The sequence below is a fragment of the Williamsia limnetica genome (assembly GCF_003217475.1).
GTDB lineage: Bacteria > Actinomycetota > Actinomycetes > Mycobacteriales > Mycobacteriaceae > Williamsia > Williamsia limnetica.
Map to the genome: position 1 here is coordinate 130,458 of NZ_QJSP01000007.1, position 13,687 is coordinate 144,144.

Annotated in this window: 15 protein-coding genes and 1 pseudogene; 4 read left to right on the forward strand and 12 right to left on the reverse strand. The window is 66.6% G+C overall.

All coding sequences use genetic code 11. From position 1 onward, the window contains the following. Positions 1 to 139: 139 nt before the first annotated feature. The gene (locus DFR67_RS13100) at positions 140 to 718 is read right to left on the reverse strand and encodes a hypothetical protein (RefSeq protein WP_110469983.1); all 579 of its coding nucleotides are present in this window, start codon (positions 716 to 718) and stop codon (positions 140 to 142) included. A 105-nt stretch (positions 719 to 823) separates the two neighbouring features. Further along, positions 824 to 1,027 carry a cold-shock protein gene (locus DFR67_RS13105; RefSeq protein ID WP_084839153.1) on the reverse strand — a complete coding sequence of 68 codons (204 nt, stop codon included), beginning with the start codon at positions 1,025 to 1,027 and terminating at the stop codon, positions 824 to 826. Positions 1,028 to 1,366: 339 nt separating this feature from the next. On the opposite strand from DFR67_RS13105, the gene DFR67_RS13110 reads away from it, so the two are divergent. Continuing rightward, entirely contained in the window at positions 1,367 to 3,700 is a 2,334-nt protein-coding gene (locus DFR67_RS13110) for a DEAD/DEAH box helicase (protein ID WP_110469984.1), read from the forward strand. Positions 3,701 to 3,943: 243 nt separating this feature from the next. Beyond that, positions 3,944 to 4,897 carry an SUR7/PalI family protein gene (locus DFR67_RS30245; RefSeq protein WP_146240437.1) on the forward strand — a complete coding sequence of 318 codons (954 nt, stop codon included), beginning with the start codon at positions 3,944 to 3,946 and terminating at the stop codon, positions 4,895 to 4,897. A 24-nt stretch (positions 4,898 to 4,921) separates the two neighbouring features. Here the strand turns inward: DFR67_RS30245 and DFR67_RS13120 are convergent, their stop codons facing one another. Continuing rightward, complete coding sequence (locus DFR67_RS13120) at positions 4,922 to 5,641, reverse strand: S1 family peptidase (protein ID WP_110469985.1); 720 nt, start codon at positions 5,639 to 5,641, stop codon at positions 4,922 to 4,924. A 341-nt stretch (positions 5,642 to 5,982) separates the two neighbouring features. On the opposite strand from DFR67_RS13120, the gene DFR67_RS13125 reads away from it, so the two are divergent. After that, positions 5,983 to 6,420, forward strand: a complete 438-nt coding sequence (locus DFR67_RS13125) for a hypothetical protein (RefSeq protein ID WP_146240438.1) — start codon at positions 5,983 to 5,985, stop codon at positions 6,418 to 6,420. A 20-nt stretch (positions 6,421 to 6,440) separates the two neighbouring features. Here the strand turns inward: DFR67_RS13125 and DFR67_RS13130 are convergent, their stop codons facing one another. From DFR67_RS13130 to ssd, 8 genes and pseudogenes are all read right to left on the reverse strand, one after another. After that, a complete protein-coding gene (locus DFR67_RS13130; protein WP_110470118.1) occupies positions 6,441 to 6,794 on the reverse strand; it encodes an Rv3654c family TadE-like protein in 354 nt (117 codons plus the stop codon). 20 nt (positions 6,795 to 6,814) lie between these two features. Next, on the reverse strand, positions 6,815 to 6,937 hold the full coding sequence (locus tag DFR67_RS31595; RefSeq protein ID WP_425451280.1) for a hypothetical protein: 123 nt from the start codon (positions 6,935 to 6,937) through the stop codon (positions 6,815 to 6,817). Positions 6,938 to 6,998: 61 nt separating this feature from the next. Beyond that, positions 6,999 to 7,175 (reverse strand): annotated as a pseudogene (locus DFR67_RS31600) (TadE family type IV pilus minor pilin); the annotation flags it as partial. After that, positions 7,175 to 7,381: a DUF4244 domain-containing protein gene (locus tag DFR67_RS13140; protein ID WP_110469987.1), complete on the reverse strand. Its 207-nt coding sequence runs from the start codon at positions 7,379 to 7,381 to the stop codon at positions 7,175 to 7,177. The gene DFR67_RS13140 and the pseudogene DFR67_RS31600, both read right to left, overlap by 1 nt. Positions 7,382 to 7,422: 41 nt before the next feature. After that, positions 7,423 to 8,025 (reverse strand): type II secretion system F family protein, encoded by a 603-nt coding sequence (locus DFR67_RS13145; RefSeq protein WP_110469988.1) that lies wholly within the window; start codon positions 8,023 to 8,025, stop codon positions 7,423 to 7,425. Next, entirely contained in the window at positions 8,022 to 8,864 is an 843-nt protein-coding gene (locus DFR67_RS13150; protein WP_110469989.1) for a type II secretion system F family protein, read from the reverse strand. The genes DFR67_RS13145 and DFR67_RS13150 overlap by 4 nt, the downstream gene beginning before the upstream one ends. Next, the gene (locus tag DFR67_RS13155; protein ID WP_110469990.1) at positions 8,861 to 10,060 is read right to left on the reverse strand and encodes a TadA family conjugal transfer-associated ATPase; all 1,200 of its coding nucleotides are present in this window, start codon (positions 10,058 to 10,060) and stop codon (positions 8,861 to 8,863) included. Before DFR67_RS13155 ends, DFR67_RS13150 begins: the two co-directional genes overlap by 4 nt. Then, a complete protein-coding gene (gene ssd, locus DFR67_RS13160; protein WP_110469991.1) occupies positions 10,057 to 11,124 on the reverse strand; it encodes a septum site-determining protein Ssd in 1,068 nt (355 codons plus the stop codon). The genes DFR67_RS13155 and ssd overlap by 4 nt, the downstream gene beginning before the upstream one ends. Before the next feature lie 489 nt (positions 11,125 to 11,613). On the opposite strand from ssd, the gene DFR67_RS13165 reads away from it, so the two are divergent. Next, the gene (locus DFR67_RS13165; protein WP_110470119.1) at positions 11,614 to 12,417 is read left to right on the forward strand and encodes an HAD-IB family hydrolase; all 804 of its coding nucleotides are present in this window, start codon (positions 11,614 to 11,616) and stop codon (positions 12,415 to 12,417) included. A gap of 512 nt (positions 12,418 to 12,929) precedes the next feature. Here the strand turns inward: DFR67_RS13165 and DFR67_RS13170 are convergent. Continuing rightward, complete coding sequence (locus DFR67_RS13170) at positions 12,930 to 13,652, reverse strand: Fic family protein (protein WP_110470120.1); 723 nt, start codon at positions 13,650 to 13,652, stop codon at positions 12,930 to 12,932. Positions 13,653 to 13,687: the final 35 nt, after the last annotated feature.

Consider the following 13,687-nt stretch of genomic DNA (forward strand, 5'->3'; position numbering starts at 1 on the left):
GGCCCGTTTGTACCTTATGTATAGCGCTAACGACATCCCCGCACCTGATCTGCCACCCGTGAACACCGCCGCAGCGGGGTGCGAACCGCCCATTTGGACAGGTTGTCAGTGCAGTTCAGACACGTTATCGATCACACTGTCAAATAAATGGCCACTGCAGGGCTGCCCCGGGAATGTCCGGCGCCTCCCCGACCGATTCGATCAGTCGGGTCATGCGCCGCTTCCCCGCGATGCGCAGGGCAGGGTTCGCACTCCTGGTGCCCACCAGAGTGGGTGCAATACCCGCCCGCATCACCGCGGTCGCGAGCGAACCATGCGAATCCGGAGCGTGGGCGTCGAGCCCGAGCAGATAGCGGTCGGCGTCACGCTGTCCGGCCGCCATCACCCACAGTCGCAGCGCGCGCGGACTCGGCACCCAGGCGGCGGGCATCGACTTGACCGCGCCCTTGGTCCACTGGCGGTAGAGATTGTCGAGCACCGGTGTCGACACGGTGCCGACCAGAGGCGAGCCCTCCGACGACAGCGATACCTCGGCGGCCACCCCGGACCGCTCGATCTCGTCGGCGAGTGCCCGGGCACGCCAATCGTCTGCCACCACGACCGACAGCCGCGCGCCCCGCGGCCCGATGGCCACCTGCCCCGCGGACGCCAAGATCCCGGCGAGATCGTCCAAGGACGGCTCGTCGGTCTCCGCGGAGAACATGGACAGCTGACCCACGTTGAAACCGTACGGTATCGAGGGCCGAAAAAGACTCACCCCCGGCACCGTGGCTCGGCGCCGGGGGTGAATCCGGAGTTTCGCGTGTGGTGTGGAGGACGAGTCCTACAGCCCACGAACGCCGGTGGCCTGCGGGCCTTTCGTGCCTTGGCCGACCTCGAACTCAACCCGCTGGTTCTCCTCGAGGGTCCGGAAACCGTTTCCCTGGATTTCGGAGTAGTGGACGAACACGTCATCCGGTCCATCGTCGGGCGCGATGAAACCGAACCCCTTTTCCGCGTTGAACCACTTCACAGTCCCCTGAGCCATGCCTTGTTCCTTTTCTATCACCGGTAACGGCGGAGAGTTACCCACGCCGGGCCGGTTCCGACCGCCATACCTACTGGCGCCGCTTGCGAGCACGCCCGCACACCAACCGTCAGTACCACGCTCGCAACACGATCTGCGAGAGCCGAGACCACATGCTTGAACCCACCCCCGAGAACTGCGACCATATTCAGTCAATCATGTTCTCGGCGTGCACAACAGTGGAGAGTTCAAGTTGATTCAAAACGTCGCCCAGAGCCTGATTGTGGGTCGTGAATGCCGGCCGAACTTCGCTTTGTCACATTTCGCAGGCCTAGTATTACAGCGTGATGAACTGGACTGATGAATAACGCAGACTTCGGTACCGAGCTGCTCGCCCGGACGCTTGCGGGCATCGATCCAGACGACTCACCGCTGACACACAAGTCAGTAATTCCCTCCCGGACAGCTTCTTTCGCCGATTGGCCAAAATGGGTCGCCGGTCCGGTTCGCGACGCGCTCGTGGAATCCGGCGTGAGGCAGCCGTGGACGCATCAGGTCACCGCGGCCGAACACGCCTGGGCGGGAGAGCATGTGGTGCTCTCGACCGGAACGGCGTCCGGGAAATCCCTCGCCTACCAGGTGCCCATCCTGTCGCGGTTGCTCGACGATCCGCGGGCGACCGCGCTGTATCTCGCACCCACCAAGGCACTCGGCTCCGATCAGCTTCGATCGGTGTCGTCACTGTTGGCCGGGCGCAAGGAGTTCATGCATCTGCAGCCCTGCGCCTACGACGGTGACACCGAACCGGCCGTTCGGCAATGGGCGCGCGAACATTCCCGGTGGATCTTCACCAACCCGGACATGCTGCACATCGGGATACTCGGGTCGCACGGCCGATGGCGCCAGTTCATGCGCGGACTGCAATTCATCGTCGTCGATGAATGCCACCACTATCGCGGCGTATTCGGGTCGCACACCGCCCTGGTGCTCCGGCGGCTGCTCCGCATTGCCCGGGCCGCGGGCGCCGACCCGGTGGTGATCGGGGCCAGCGCCACCGCCGGGAGTCCCGGCGCGGCCATGAGCCGGATGATCGGCGCCGAGTGCGTGGAGATCACCGAGGACGGATCGCCCCACGGCGCCCGCACGGTCGCACTGTGGGAACCCGGTTTCGTCCCCGAGATCACCGGCGAACACGGCGCCCCTGTGCGACGACAGGCCGGGGCGGAGGCGGCGCGCATCCTCGCCGATCTCGTGCTCGAGGGCGCGCGCACACTGTGTTTCGTTCGCAGCCGCCGCGGCGTCGAACTGACGGCACTGTCGGCCAAACGCATCCTCGACGACGTCGATCCGGACCTGTCTTCACGGGTCGCCGCCTACCGCGCGGGATACCTCGCGGACGACCGCCGCACCCTCGAGCGCGACATCGCCGACGGAAAGTTGCTGGGGGTCGCCACCACCAACGCGCTGGAGCTCGGCGTCGACATCAGTGGCCTCGATGCCATTGTGGTGGCGGGATTTCCGGGCACCGTCGCGTCGTTCTGGCAACAGGCCGGCCGCGCGGGCCGACGGGGCGAGGGGTCGCTGGTGGTGTTGGTCGCCCGCGACGATCCCCTCGACACCTATCTGGTCAACCATCCCGAGGCACTGCTGAACAAGCCGGTCGAGGCCACCGTCACAGACCCCACCAACCCCTATGTGCTGGGACCGCAATTGCTCTGCGCAGCAGCGGAGTTGCCCCTCAAAGACGCCGAGGTCGACGCCTTCGGGGCGCGGGAACTGCTGGAGGATCTCGCCCGCCAGGGACTCATCCGGCACCGCAAGGCGGGCTGGTACGTGGCCGCCGGAGTCGATCCCCACGGCGCGGTCGATATCCGCGGCGGCATCGGCGGACAGGTGATGATCGTCGACGAGACCACCGCGCAGTTGCTCGGTACCGTCGACACCGGCCGGGCGATGTCCACTGTGCATCAGGGCGCCGTCCACATCCACCGCGGCGAGAGCTATGTGGTCGATGAACTGGACCTCGACGACGGTCTGGCACTGGTGCATCCGGAGGAACCCGACTGGACAACCAGTGCTCGCGAGACCACCGTCGTCGACATCACGGGCATCATCGAGACGGCCACCCACGGGCCTCTGACCGTGGCGCTGGTGCGGGTGGACGTGACGCATCAGGTGGTCGGTTACCTGCGGAAATTGATCTCCGGCGAGGTGCTGGACTCGGTGGAACTCGACCTGCCGCCGCAGACCTTGTCGACGCGGGCCGTGATGTACACGATCGCCCCGGAGGCCCTCGAGGCCGCCGGGGTGGACCCGATCCGGTTCCCGGGAGCGCTGCACGCTGCTGAGCACGCCGCGATCGGATTGTTGCCCTTGGTGGCGACCTGCGACCGCTGGGACATCGGGGGCCTGTCCACCAATCTGCATCCCGATACCGACCTGCCCACGGTGTTCGTCTACGACGGGTACCCCGGCGGTGCCGGCTTCGCCGACCGTGGGCATGAGGCATTCGACATCTGGATCCGCGCCACCCGAGATGCGTTGTCCGGGTGCGGGTGTGAAACCGGTTGCCCGTCGTGCGTGCAGTCCCCGAAATGCGGCAACGGCAACGAACCGCTCGACAAAGACGGAGCCATCAGGGTGCTGAACCTGATCCTGCACGAGCTGCCCGTGAGCGCAGGGGTGGGCCCGTGAGCGCAGGGGTGGGCCCGTGAGCGCAGGGGTGGGCCGCGCGTGATGCAGTGAGGAACGCGAGCGCGCAGCGCTCACGTGACGAGCGAAGAACGCGCATGAGGCCCACGACGGAGCGAACCATAGACACTGTCGATCATCTGCATGAAATGGATGCTCTGTTTCACTCATGGAGCCGCGAAAGTCACTCTCCTTGAGGTCGTCGGGTTTACCGTGAGGAATCCGATCAGCGAAGAGGCCACAACCATGACGCAGCAGACACCGGGGCAACCTGACCCGTATGACCAGACCCGCATCACGTCCAGCAACCCACCTCCGGTGAATCCGATCCCGGGCACCCCCCGCCCGGAGGAATCCCCGCCCGCGGGTATCGACCATTCGGCGGCAGGTGCGGAGCCGACGCGTCCACCGCAGCATGGTGGGCCTCCCCAGGGCCAGTACGGGCAAGAACAGTACGGGCAGGGCCAGTACGGGCAAGGGCAGTATGGGCAGTGGCAACCCGGGGCTGCGCAGCCGGGCCAGTACGGCGGCCAGCAACCGCCACAGCAGTACGGATCACCTTCGAATCAGCCGCAGTACGGCGCGCCGCAAGGTCAGCCGCAGTACGGCGCACCGCAGGGGCAGCCGCACTACGGTGGCCAGGCGCCCTACCAACAGGGTGGGCAGCAGCCGTATCAAGCTGGCCAGAATCCTTATGGGGCCCCGCAATCCAATCAGGGTCAGCAGCCCTATGGCAGCGCATTCGGTGCAGCGCCGGCAACCTCGACCGAGCCGGTCTCGCAGGCCGTCAAGATCATCGGATTGGTGATCGGGGTGTTCGCGGTACTGGTCGCGATCGCGGCGTTCCTGCCCTGGATCTCCGGAACGATCAGCGAGAGCGGTCTCGGCGGTGACGGCGACGGATCGAACGACGGTGTGCTGACCCTGGTTCTCGCAGTGATCGCGGGGATCTTCGGCGTCGTCAGCGTTCTGATCAACAAACGGTCCGCGCTGCACCTGACGGCCGGCATCGTGGCAGTGGTGACAGGGCTGCTGGTGGCGCTCATCGCGATCATCGACATCGCCGATGTCATGGACGCCAAGGACACCGGTGAGGTGCTCGGCATCACGGTCGACGTCGGCATCGGGCTGTGGCTCACCCTCGTCGGTGGCATCGGCCTGGTCATCGCCGGCATCGCAGGGATCATCAAGCGCAAGTGACACAGCCCGGCCGGGCGCGACCGGTCAGATCAGGCGGAAGCCACTGCCGATCGTGTTGCGCCCGTTCAGGTCTTTGAGGATGTAGCCGATCCCGGTGCTCAGCGTCGGCACGTGGACCGGGTTGCCCGGGTCGTTGCACTCGATGTCGAAGCTCAGCCCGGTGCCGCCGATGTTCTTGAAGATACGACCGCCATTGAGCAGACCGACGAGTTTGTTGTCCACGACGACGGGTGCACCCGAGTCACCATGGTTGGAGCAGCTCTGGTTCAAGGTGAAGGTCGGACTCTCGGGATCGGTGCCCCAGACGATGCCGCAGTTGGTGCCGGTGGTGCGGCCCGCCTTGCACGCGTTCTGACCGAAGGTCGGCTGTGGGCCGAATCCGCCGAGCGTCAATCCCCGGTAGTTGCGCTGTGGCTCGACCTTCGCCGGATCAAAGCGGATCACCGCGTAGTCCCAGTACTTGTTGGACGAGGCGACCTGACCGATCACGCCGGACCCTGCGGCCTTCTCGGCACGGATGGCGTCGCCGGTCTCGGCGCAGTGCGCCGCCGTCAACCCGACGAGACGGCCGGCGGAGTCGTGACCGATCGCGGTCAACGTGCACAGCGAGCTGTTGTTGATGATGATGCCCGCACCACCGCCCAGGCCGATCCGGGGCGCAGCGTTCGCCGAAGCGGCCACCATCCCCGACAAGCCGATCACCGCGATGATCCCGGTCATGATCGCCAACAAACGTTTCGTCAAAGAAAGCCCCCACCATTCACTTCAGTTAATACAGTCGTGCAGATCATACGTCTGGCTGATTCCGCGCCGATTTCGCACCATTGTGAAGCAAGCCACACCCTGCTGCCGCACCGACCCCCCCTTGTCTACCGCACTGACGCCCTCAGCGTCACCCGCGGAGGCCGACCGCGGCCGGGCACCAGAGCGTCGTGACCAGCCGGCGAGCGGGTAAGTGTAGTCCGAACAGACTACGAAATGCGCTGACTCCCAACAGTTTACGTTCGGATTGCATGTGTAGGTCGTGTTATGGTTCTCCCACTTTCCCGGCAATCTGCGCGGGGTGTCTGAAGGAGAATTGAAAAGTGTTGAAGCGCGTTCTGGTTACGTTGACGTCCACTGTGGTCGCCCTGGGCTTGATCTCCGGGGTCTCCCCGGCCTCAGCGGACGTGGAATTCCCGACTTCGGGAGACGTGATCAAGTACGTGTTCGTGTCGAACAAGCCGATCAACGACTCGATCTACTGGTACGACGCCTATGGCGATGGTCAGTCGTTCCCCGAAGACCCGTCCCAGCGGGTCCGGTTCAACAACACGTTCGTCGGCACCGATGGGCACACCTACTGGTCGACCAGCCGTACGTTCACCTCCCGATCGACGTACCAGCTTGTCGGGGGCTATATTTCGGCCGACTACCAGAACGACGGCAGTGGCAACAACTACGTGCGTTGCTCCACGTTTGTCAACGGTGTCCAGACGGCGTTCGAATACGCCGAAGGTCGTTACGCCACCGCATACTGCTGACGCACCGGCGATTGCCGGCTTCAGGGCACCGGCCCTGCCCGTGCGGTGGCACGGGCAGGGCGGTGACCCAGCAGGCCCAACTCGACGTACACATCGACCGACACCACCACATCTCCGTCCTCGGGAGCGCAAGACGCGACCACAGCACCCGCCCGTCCAGCGATGACGTCGGCCTGCGCACACGGATCGGCCTCACCGAGCACCAGAGCAGACGCAGCCGCCAAGGCCGCGAGATCAGCAGCCGACTGCGCATGATGGCGCGCAGCGACCGCAGCACCCACAAACAGAACCAGCACCACCAGACCCGCCAGCGCGGCGATCGCACACGCCCCCGCAACCGTCGCCGAACCACGCTCGTCGCCCGCAACTCTCACTCGCCCATCGCGTGCGATTCTCACTCATCACCGCCCGGTTCGATCGCCGCCACCGCCTGCGCACCCACCTCCACGCCGGGCAGCAACGGCACATCGACCCGCACCCGAGCGACGATCAACTCCCCCTCGGTGCGAATACTCACCGACGCCATCAGGACCGACCCGCGCAGCTACCTGCCGCGCCAGCCCCGAATCACCCTGCGCCGCAATCCTCGCCGCCTCCCGCGCCGCATCGATACACCGCACGTGAGCAGCCACAGCGACCACCGCCACCACCCCGATCACCACCATGGCCACCAGCGAGGCCAGCGCGATCGCCGCCTCCACCGTCACCATGCCTCGATCATCGGCCGACAGAGGTCGACGAACGCGCCGCACCATCAGCCGACCGTGGTCTGCAACGCCTTGTCGATGATCCCCGTCAACGCCGACACAATCGAATCACCGGTGACCACTGTGTAGAGAACCGCACCGAACGCCGCAGCGGCAATCGTGCCGATCGCGTACTCCGCAGTCGACATCCCGTCGTCGTCGATCATGAGCACCGCAACACGCGCCTGCGTCTTTCGAAACATTCTGCCTACCATTGCTTCCCCCTTTTCGTGCCGTGGCCAGTCCACGGCAGATCTCAGAGCAGACCTCCGCCGAACACCTTCCCCGCCAGCCCCATCACCACGGGCACGATGCCCAGGCAGACGAATGCCGGCAGGAAACACAGTCCGAGTGGTCCGCTGATCGCAACCCCTGCACGTTCAGCGGCGGCTGCCGCCTGGTCCTGGGCCTCGCCGCGTCGGCTGTCGGCCAACTCCTCCAACCCACGCACCGGCGACGACCCTGCTCGCGCAGAACGTCGTGCCACCGCCGCCAACGTCGCCGCGGACTGATCGGCATCTGCCGATACCGACCACGCCTGCAATGGATCCGCGCCCAAGGACAACAAATCGGAGGCGTGGGCGAGTATCTGTGCGAGGGCCGGCGGAGCCGAGCGGGACACCACCTTCGCGGACGTGGCGACCGGTAGCCCGGATCGCAGGCATACAGCGAAGAGGTCATAACTCGCTGCCGCGGCGAAGGGATCGTCAACCGGTTTCTTCTTTCCCAGCCAGCGCGGTTCCCGACTCCGAGCGCGTGTCGGGGGTGGCGGAACGATCCGGTAGGTCGTCCAGACCGGGCCGGGGACGAGCAGCAGACCAGTCGCCCCGGCGAGCACGGCGAGCACCACGCCCGTCATCGGTCGGTCACCTTGCCGACGATGCGCCGCGACCACAGCAATCCGGCGCAGACCAAGCCCACCCCGATCACCAGCAGAACGCCACCGAGCCCACCGCCGAGCAACACCGACAACGGCGCGGCGCCCATCGCCTGACCGAGCACGATCCCGAGTATCGGCAGCAGGGCGAGAACCAGCGCAGTGGCTTTGGCACCGGCGAGCGCAGCGGTGGTTCGTGCCTTAAAACGATGCCGTGCCAGTAGGTCTGCGCGCACCGAGGTGAGCAGCTCGGCCATCGGCAGGCCGTACCGCTCGGCGGTTCGCCACGCGACGGCCACCCGCTGCCACGCGGCAAAGCCGGCAGCGCTTCCCGACCCGGCAGCGGAGTCACCGACATGCCCCCTCGCCTGCTCGATCCCTGCCGCGACATCACCACCGAGTGCGGCTCGACCCGCCATCATCTGCAACATCTCGGCCGTCCCGGCGCCTGCCGCACCGCTGCAATCGTCGGCAGCTTGCCTGCACGCGTGTGCGGGGTGCGCCCCCACCCTCAACTCGGCGACCATCACCTCCAGCGCTGCGAGCAGTCGCGCCATCTCTGCGGCGCCGGCCCGCTCGCGTCGCTGCGAAACCAGCATGACCTGAGCCATCCCGGCGGCCATGGCCGCAGCCAGGGCAGCACTGGCTCCGGCGAACACCAACGCGAGCACCGGACCCAGAGCAAGACCCACGCCGAGTCGATCGGCACGCAGAGTGGGTCTCACACGTTCGGCAGGGATCAGCTCGTGCGCCCGTCCCTGCGCCCGCGGTCTGACCCACAACAAGATGGCCAGACCCAGCGCCGCCAACACCGCGCTCACCTCGCCAACCTGCCGTCCAGTACCGCGGCCAACGCTGTTGCAGCGCTGGTGAAGCCACCCGCTCGAGTCCAGACGGCATCGACACAGACGAGGCCGTCGTCGTCGCGGCGGAGCATGCCGATTTCCGAGACACCCCTGCTGCCCGCCGAATCCCTGAACACCCCGATCACCACGGAAATCGCTGCCGCCAACTGGCTGTGCAATGCCGGCCGGTCCATGCCGCCCAGAGCCGCGAGGGCCTCCATCCGTGCGGGAACCTCCGCCGTCGAGTTCGCATGCAGGGTGCCGGCGCCGCCGTCGTGCCCGGTGTTCATCGCGGTCAGCAAATCCACGACCTCGGCGCCGCGGACCTCGCCCACGACGATCCGATCGGGACGCATCCGCAGCGCCTGCCGGACCAGTGCCCGCACCGGAACCTCGCCGGCCCCTTCGACATTCGGTGTCCTGGCGACGAGTCGCACGACGTGGGGATGCTGCGGCGCGAGTTCCACCGCGTCCTCGACGCACAGAATTCGCTCGGCCGGGTCCACCCGTCCGAGCAGCGCAGACAACAGAGTTGTCTTTCCGGCACCTGTCCCGCCCACGACCAGGAAGGCCAACCGGGCGTCGACGATGGCCTCCAGTAGCGCGAGGGCCTCCGGATCGATCGCCCCCGACCGCGCGAGGGCGTCGAGGTTCTGCGTAGCCGGTCGCAGGACCCGCAGCGACAGGCACGTCCCGTCGACCGCGATCGGCGGGATGACGGCGTGCAACCGCACGCTGTAGCCGCGTCGACCGAGTCCGGTCAGCTGGCCATCGACCCACGGTTGCGCATCGTCGAGCCGCTTGCCTGCAGCCAAGGCCAACCGCATCGCCAGGCGGCGCACCGCATCGTCGTCTTCGAACTCGACGTCGGAGCGCTCGAGCCCGCGCCCCTGATCGGTCCAGACCTGCTTGGGTCCCACGACCAGGATGTCGTTGACCGCCGGGCCGGCGAGCAGGACCTCCAGCCGCCCGGCCCCGACCAGTTCGGTCTGCAGAAATCGCAGGGCGTCAAGCAGATCGGTGTCGCCGAGGACGCCGCCTGCCTCGGCGCGCACGACCGCCGCCATGACTTCGGGCGTGGGTTCCTGCGCCGTGGCCGCCAGCTTCTCGCGCACCCTGGTCAGAAGCTGTGCACGGCCGGGATCCGTTCCGGCACCGCCACCGGCGGTCATCGCAGGACCCGCCGCAGCGCGACCGCACGATCGAGTACCGTCGCCGCGGACCGGCGCAGCGGTGAGCGCCCGCTGAGAGCGAGTCCGCCGGATTCGAGGTGGCGATCGAGCCGCACATCAGGCCGAGCCGCGGTCAGCAGCGGCAGACCGACGACGTCGGCCACCTCGACCGCCCGCAACCCGCCGGGGGCCGGGCCGCGGACGACGACCTCGACCCTTCCGGTGCGGGCCCGCAGGCGTGCGGCCATCTCGCGTCCGGCGGCGCAGCCCCGGATCGTTGCCGCGGTCACGAGCACCACCAGGTCGGCAACCTCCACCACTGCCTCCACCAGGTCACCCTCACGCCGGGGTAGATCCGCCACCACCACGTCACCGTTGCTGCGTGCGGCATCGATCGCGGCGAGCGCGGCCTCGGGTCGGACGGGTGTGCACCCGCCGCGCCTGCCGGTGAGAATCGCCAGTCCACCCCGGGCATGCGGAAGAGCTGTGTGCAACGAGGCCGCGACGACCTGCCCGCTCTCCAACGTGAGTTCTTGCCAGCGCAGCCCGGGCTGGTCCTCGACCCCGAGTAGGAGATCCTGGCCACCACCGAGGTCATCGAGGTCGAGAACGAGTCCACCCAGCCCCCTCTCGCAGGCCACCAACCCCACTCCGGCGGCCAATGTCGAGGCCCCAGCGCCTCCGTGTCCGGAGATCAGGGCGATGGCCACGCCGGAGGGCCCGTTCGGCTTCGCGATCCGGGAGAGCGCCTGTACCACCGCGTGCTCGTCGTCGGGGAGCACGAACCCGTCGCCGGCGCCAAGCGTGAGGGCGGTGCGCCACATCTGTGGTCCATCGCCGGCGAGACCGACGACGAGCAGACCTCCTCGACGCGGTAATCCCGACGCGAGGGTGGCCTCCACGGTGCTGGCGTCCACGAGCACCGCGGTGCACTCGGCCCACTCCCTGCGGCATCGTTCGGGAAGCGCACGAACGATTTGATATCCGGCGGCTGCGGCGACACGCGCAACGTCATCCGCGAGGTCCGAGGACACCATCACGAGCACACTCGACGTTTCGGTCATGGGAGTGATCGTGGCGTGCCATCTGCGCCGAGGCGGCCGTCTGTCGGCCACCGAGCATCGACCTGTGGAGAGTCTGCGGATCTGTGGACAAATCCTGCGTGGCAGTCAGCGGACGTGCGCTCGTGGAGTAGGCGGAAAAGCCGGAACATGCAGGTGAGAAGTACAAAAGATGCAGAAGTGACCGCGTAGTTCACACGGCCGAAAAGGTCTGGAAATGGGGACGACCCTGGCCAGGGGGGGGAGGAGGCCAGGGTCGTCGCGTTCAGCCCCGGGGGGTCGGGCTGAAAGCCCCGGATCAAGTCCGGGTAACTATGACTATACACAAGTTTCTGGGATTGATTGCAACTTCAACCATTTGATTCTCTTCACCCAAACGCTGCGATCGTAGGTGAAGTTATCCAGCTCGCCACAGCCCGAACCGGTGCCCCACACGGTGGCCCGACGTACCCTCGACTGGTGACCGCATTCACGTCGGCAGACGGTGGAACGATGCCCTCAGGTTCGACGCGAATCGCCGCGTTCTTCGATCTCGACAAGACCATCATCGCCAAATCGAGCTCCCTCGCATTCTCGCGACCATTCTTCGATCAGGGGCTGATCAATCGTCGCTCCGTCCTCAAATCGTCGTATGCGCAGTTCATGTTCCTGCTGTCGGCGGCCGACCATGACCAGGTCGAGCGCATGCGCAAACACGTGACCGAGATGTGTACGGGTTGGGACGTCGAGCAGGTGTCGTCGATCGTGCACGAAACGCTCCACGACATCGTCGATCCCCTGGTGTTCGCCGAAGCCGCGGACCTGATCGCCGGCCACAAGGCGCGCGGGCACGACGTGGTCATCGTGTCGGCGTCGGGCACGGAAATCGTCGAACCGATCGGCAAGATGCTCGGGGCCGACTATTCGATGGCCAGCCGGATGAAGGTCGTCGACGGAAAGTACGCGGGCGAGGTGGAGTTCTACTGCTACGGCGAGGAGAAGGTGGTCGCGATGAACGAGATCGCGGCGTCGGTCGGCTACGACCTCACGAAGTGCTTCGCCTACTCCGACTCGATCACCGATCTGCCCATGCTGCGCGCCGTCGGGCATCCGACCGTGATCAACCCCGATCGTGCCCTGCGCAAAGAAGCGTCCACGCAGGGGTGGCCCATGCTCTCGTTCACCAAGCCGATATCACTACGCAGCCGGCTGCCTGCGGCAACGCCCGCGACCGTGACGGCCTCGGCCGCAGTGGGTGTGGGCGCAGTCATCGCGGGCGCCTTGACCTACACGGCATTGCACCGCCGGCGGCGCTGACCACCTTCGATCAGCCACGCGGACGTCGACGCGAAAAACGTTTTCGCCCAATGGAAAAGGGCCGATTCAAATTTGAGACCGTTGACCCCTTGATGTGACCGTGGTCACGGTGTAGAAAGTAGTTACGGAACGCGCGGGAAGCCAAGTTCGGATCGGAAGAGAAGATACGGACTCCTGACCACGCACTCCCAGCACGGATATCGAGCACCCACGCGCAGCACGCCGCGGGAGGCACCAGGTTGTGGGCCTGCGAGATTCGGCGTCGTATTCAGATGAGTTCCTTTGGGTGGGAACGCTTTTGAGGCGGCGGCGGACAACTCTGCCTAGGTCACCCCACACAACCACCACAGCACGCTTGGTAACTCGGATCCGTGCTAGCGGGCGGCCGACGGGAATCGCACAGCGACCCGGAGGCCGCCCGCAGTGCGTTGTCCGCCCCCTATGTATACCTGCCACAGCAGGTTTCGCTTCTCGGTGACCTACCGAGCTCGAGGACCTACGGAGCTCGGGACTTACCGAGCTCGGGCGGCTTCCGCGATGGATCTCGCCTCGGCCGCACCGGCTTCCAATGCCTCACTGCTCAGCACCAACCAACCGCGGATGCCCTCGGGATCGCCGGTCCCGAAAGCCGTCGACAGCTCGCGGTATTGCTGCACCCGCTTGAACCAGGTCACCTCGGGTACGCCGAGGTTGTGTGGATCGAGTCCGGTACTCGCGCACACCAGCCGCGAGGCCGCGCGGGCCACCACCCCATTTGCATGGACGAAGGGCTCGAGTGCGAGCAGTTCCGCGTGCACCACAGCGGCCAGAACCGGCGCGGGCGCCTTCGTCGCGCCGGTGACGAGTTGCGCGAGCAGGGCCAGGCGTTGGTCGAGTTCGCGATCGGCTCGCGGTCGACCCAGCAGTTCAGGGTCATCGGTCAATTCGTTGGCCGCCAGCACGTGTAACCGGGCCAGCGCCTGCAGGGGCGCCCTGGTCCACACGGCCAGCAACTGCGGCAACGACTCCCCGTCCAGCGCCTGCGCCACCCGCATCGCCCCCGACAGGATCGGTTCGTCGAAGTCCCCGTCCCGGACCAGCTCGATGCTGCCACCGTCGATGGCGGCGGACGACCGACCGGCCCGCCACGACGCCTCGGTGGCAGTCTTGTCCCAGCCCCGAAGATTCGCGGGGTGCCGGTGGGCGGCCGCCAGTGCGTCACGCGCCCGGTCTGCCGCCTCGAGTACGCCGGGCATCTCGAGCAACGGCGCCAAAGGATCAGTCACGGGAA

Bases quoted from the DNA above. Each gene is read 5' to 3' on its own strand.
- DFR67_RS13145 (WP_110469988.1), bottom strand. From the start codon at position 8,025: ATGACGGGCGTGGTGCTCGCCGTGCTCGCCGGGGCGACTGGTCTGCTG.
- DFR67_RS30245 (WP_146240437.1), top strand. From the start codon at position 3,944: ATGACGCAGCAGACACCGGGGCAACCTGACCCGTATGACCAGACCCGC.
- DFR67_RS13155 (WP_110469990.1), bottom strand. From the start codon at position 10,060: ATGACCGCCGGTGGCGGTGCCGGAACGGATCCCGGCCGTGCACAGCTT.
- DFR67_RS13140 (WP_110469987.1), bottom strand. From the start codon at position 7,381: ATGGTAGGCAGAATGTTTCGAAAGACGCAGGCGCGTGTTGCGGTGCTC.
- ssd (WP_110469991.1), bottom strand. From the start codon at position 11,124: ATGACCGAAACGTCGAGTGTGCTCGTGATGGTGTCCTCGGACCTCGCG.
- DFR67_RS13165 (WP_110470119.1), top strand. From the start codon at position 11,614: ATGCCCTCAGGTTCGACGCGAATCGCCGCGTTCTTCGATCTCGACAAG.
- DFR67_RS13110 (WP_110469984.1), top strand. From the start codon at position 1,367: ATGAATAACGCAGACTTCGGTACCGAGCTGCTCGCCCGGACGCTTGCG.
- DFR67_RS13170 (WP_110470120.1), bottom strand. From the start codon at position 13,652: ATGCCCGGCGTACTCGAGGCGGCAGACCGGGCGCGTGACGCACTGGCG.
- DFR67_RS13105 (WP_084839153.1), bottom strand. From the start codon at position 1,027: ATGGCTCAGGGGACTGTGAAGTGGTTCAACGCGGAAAAGGGGTTCGGT.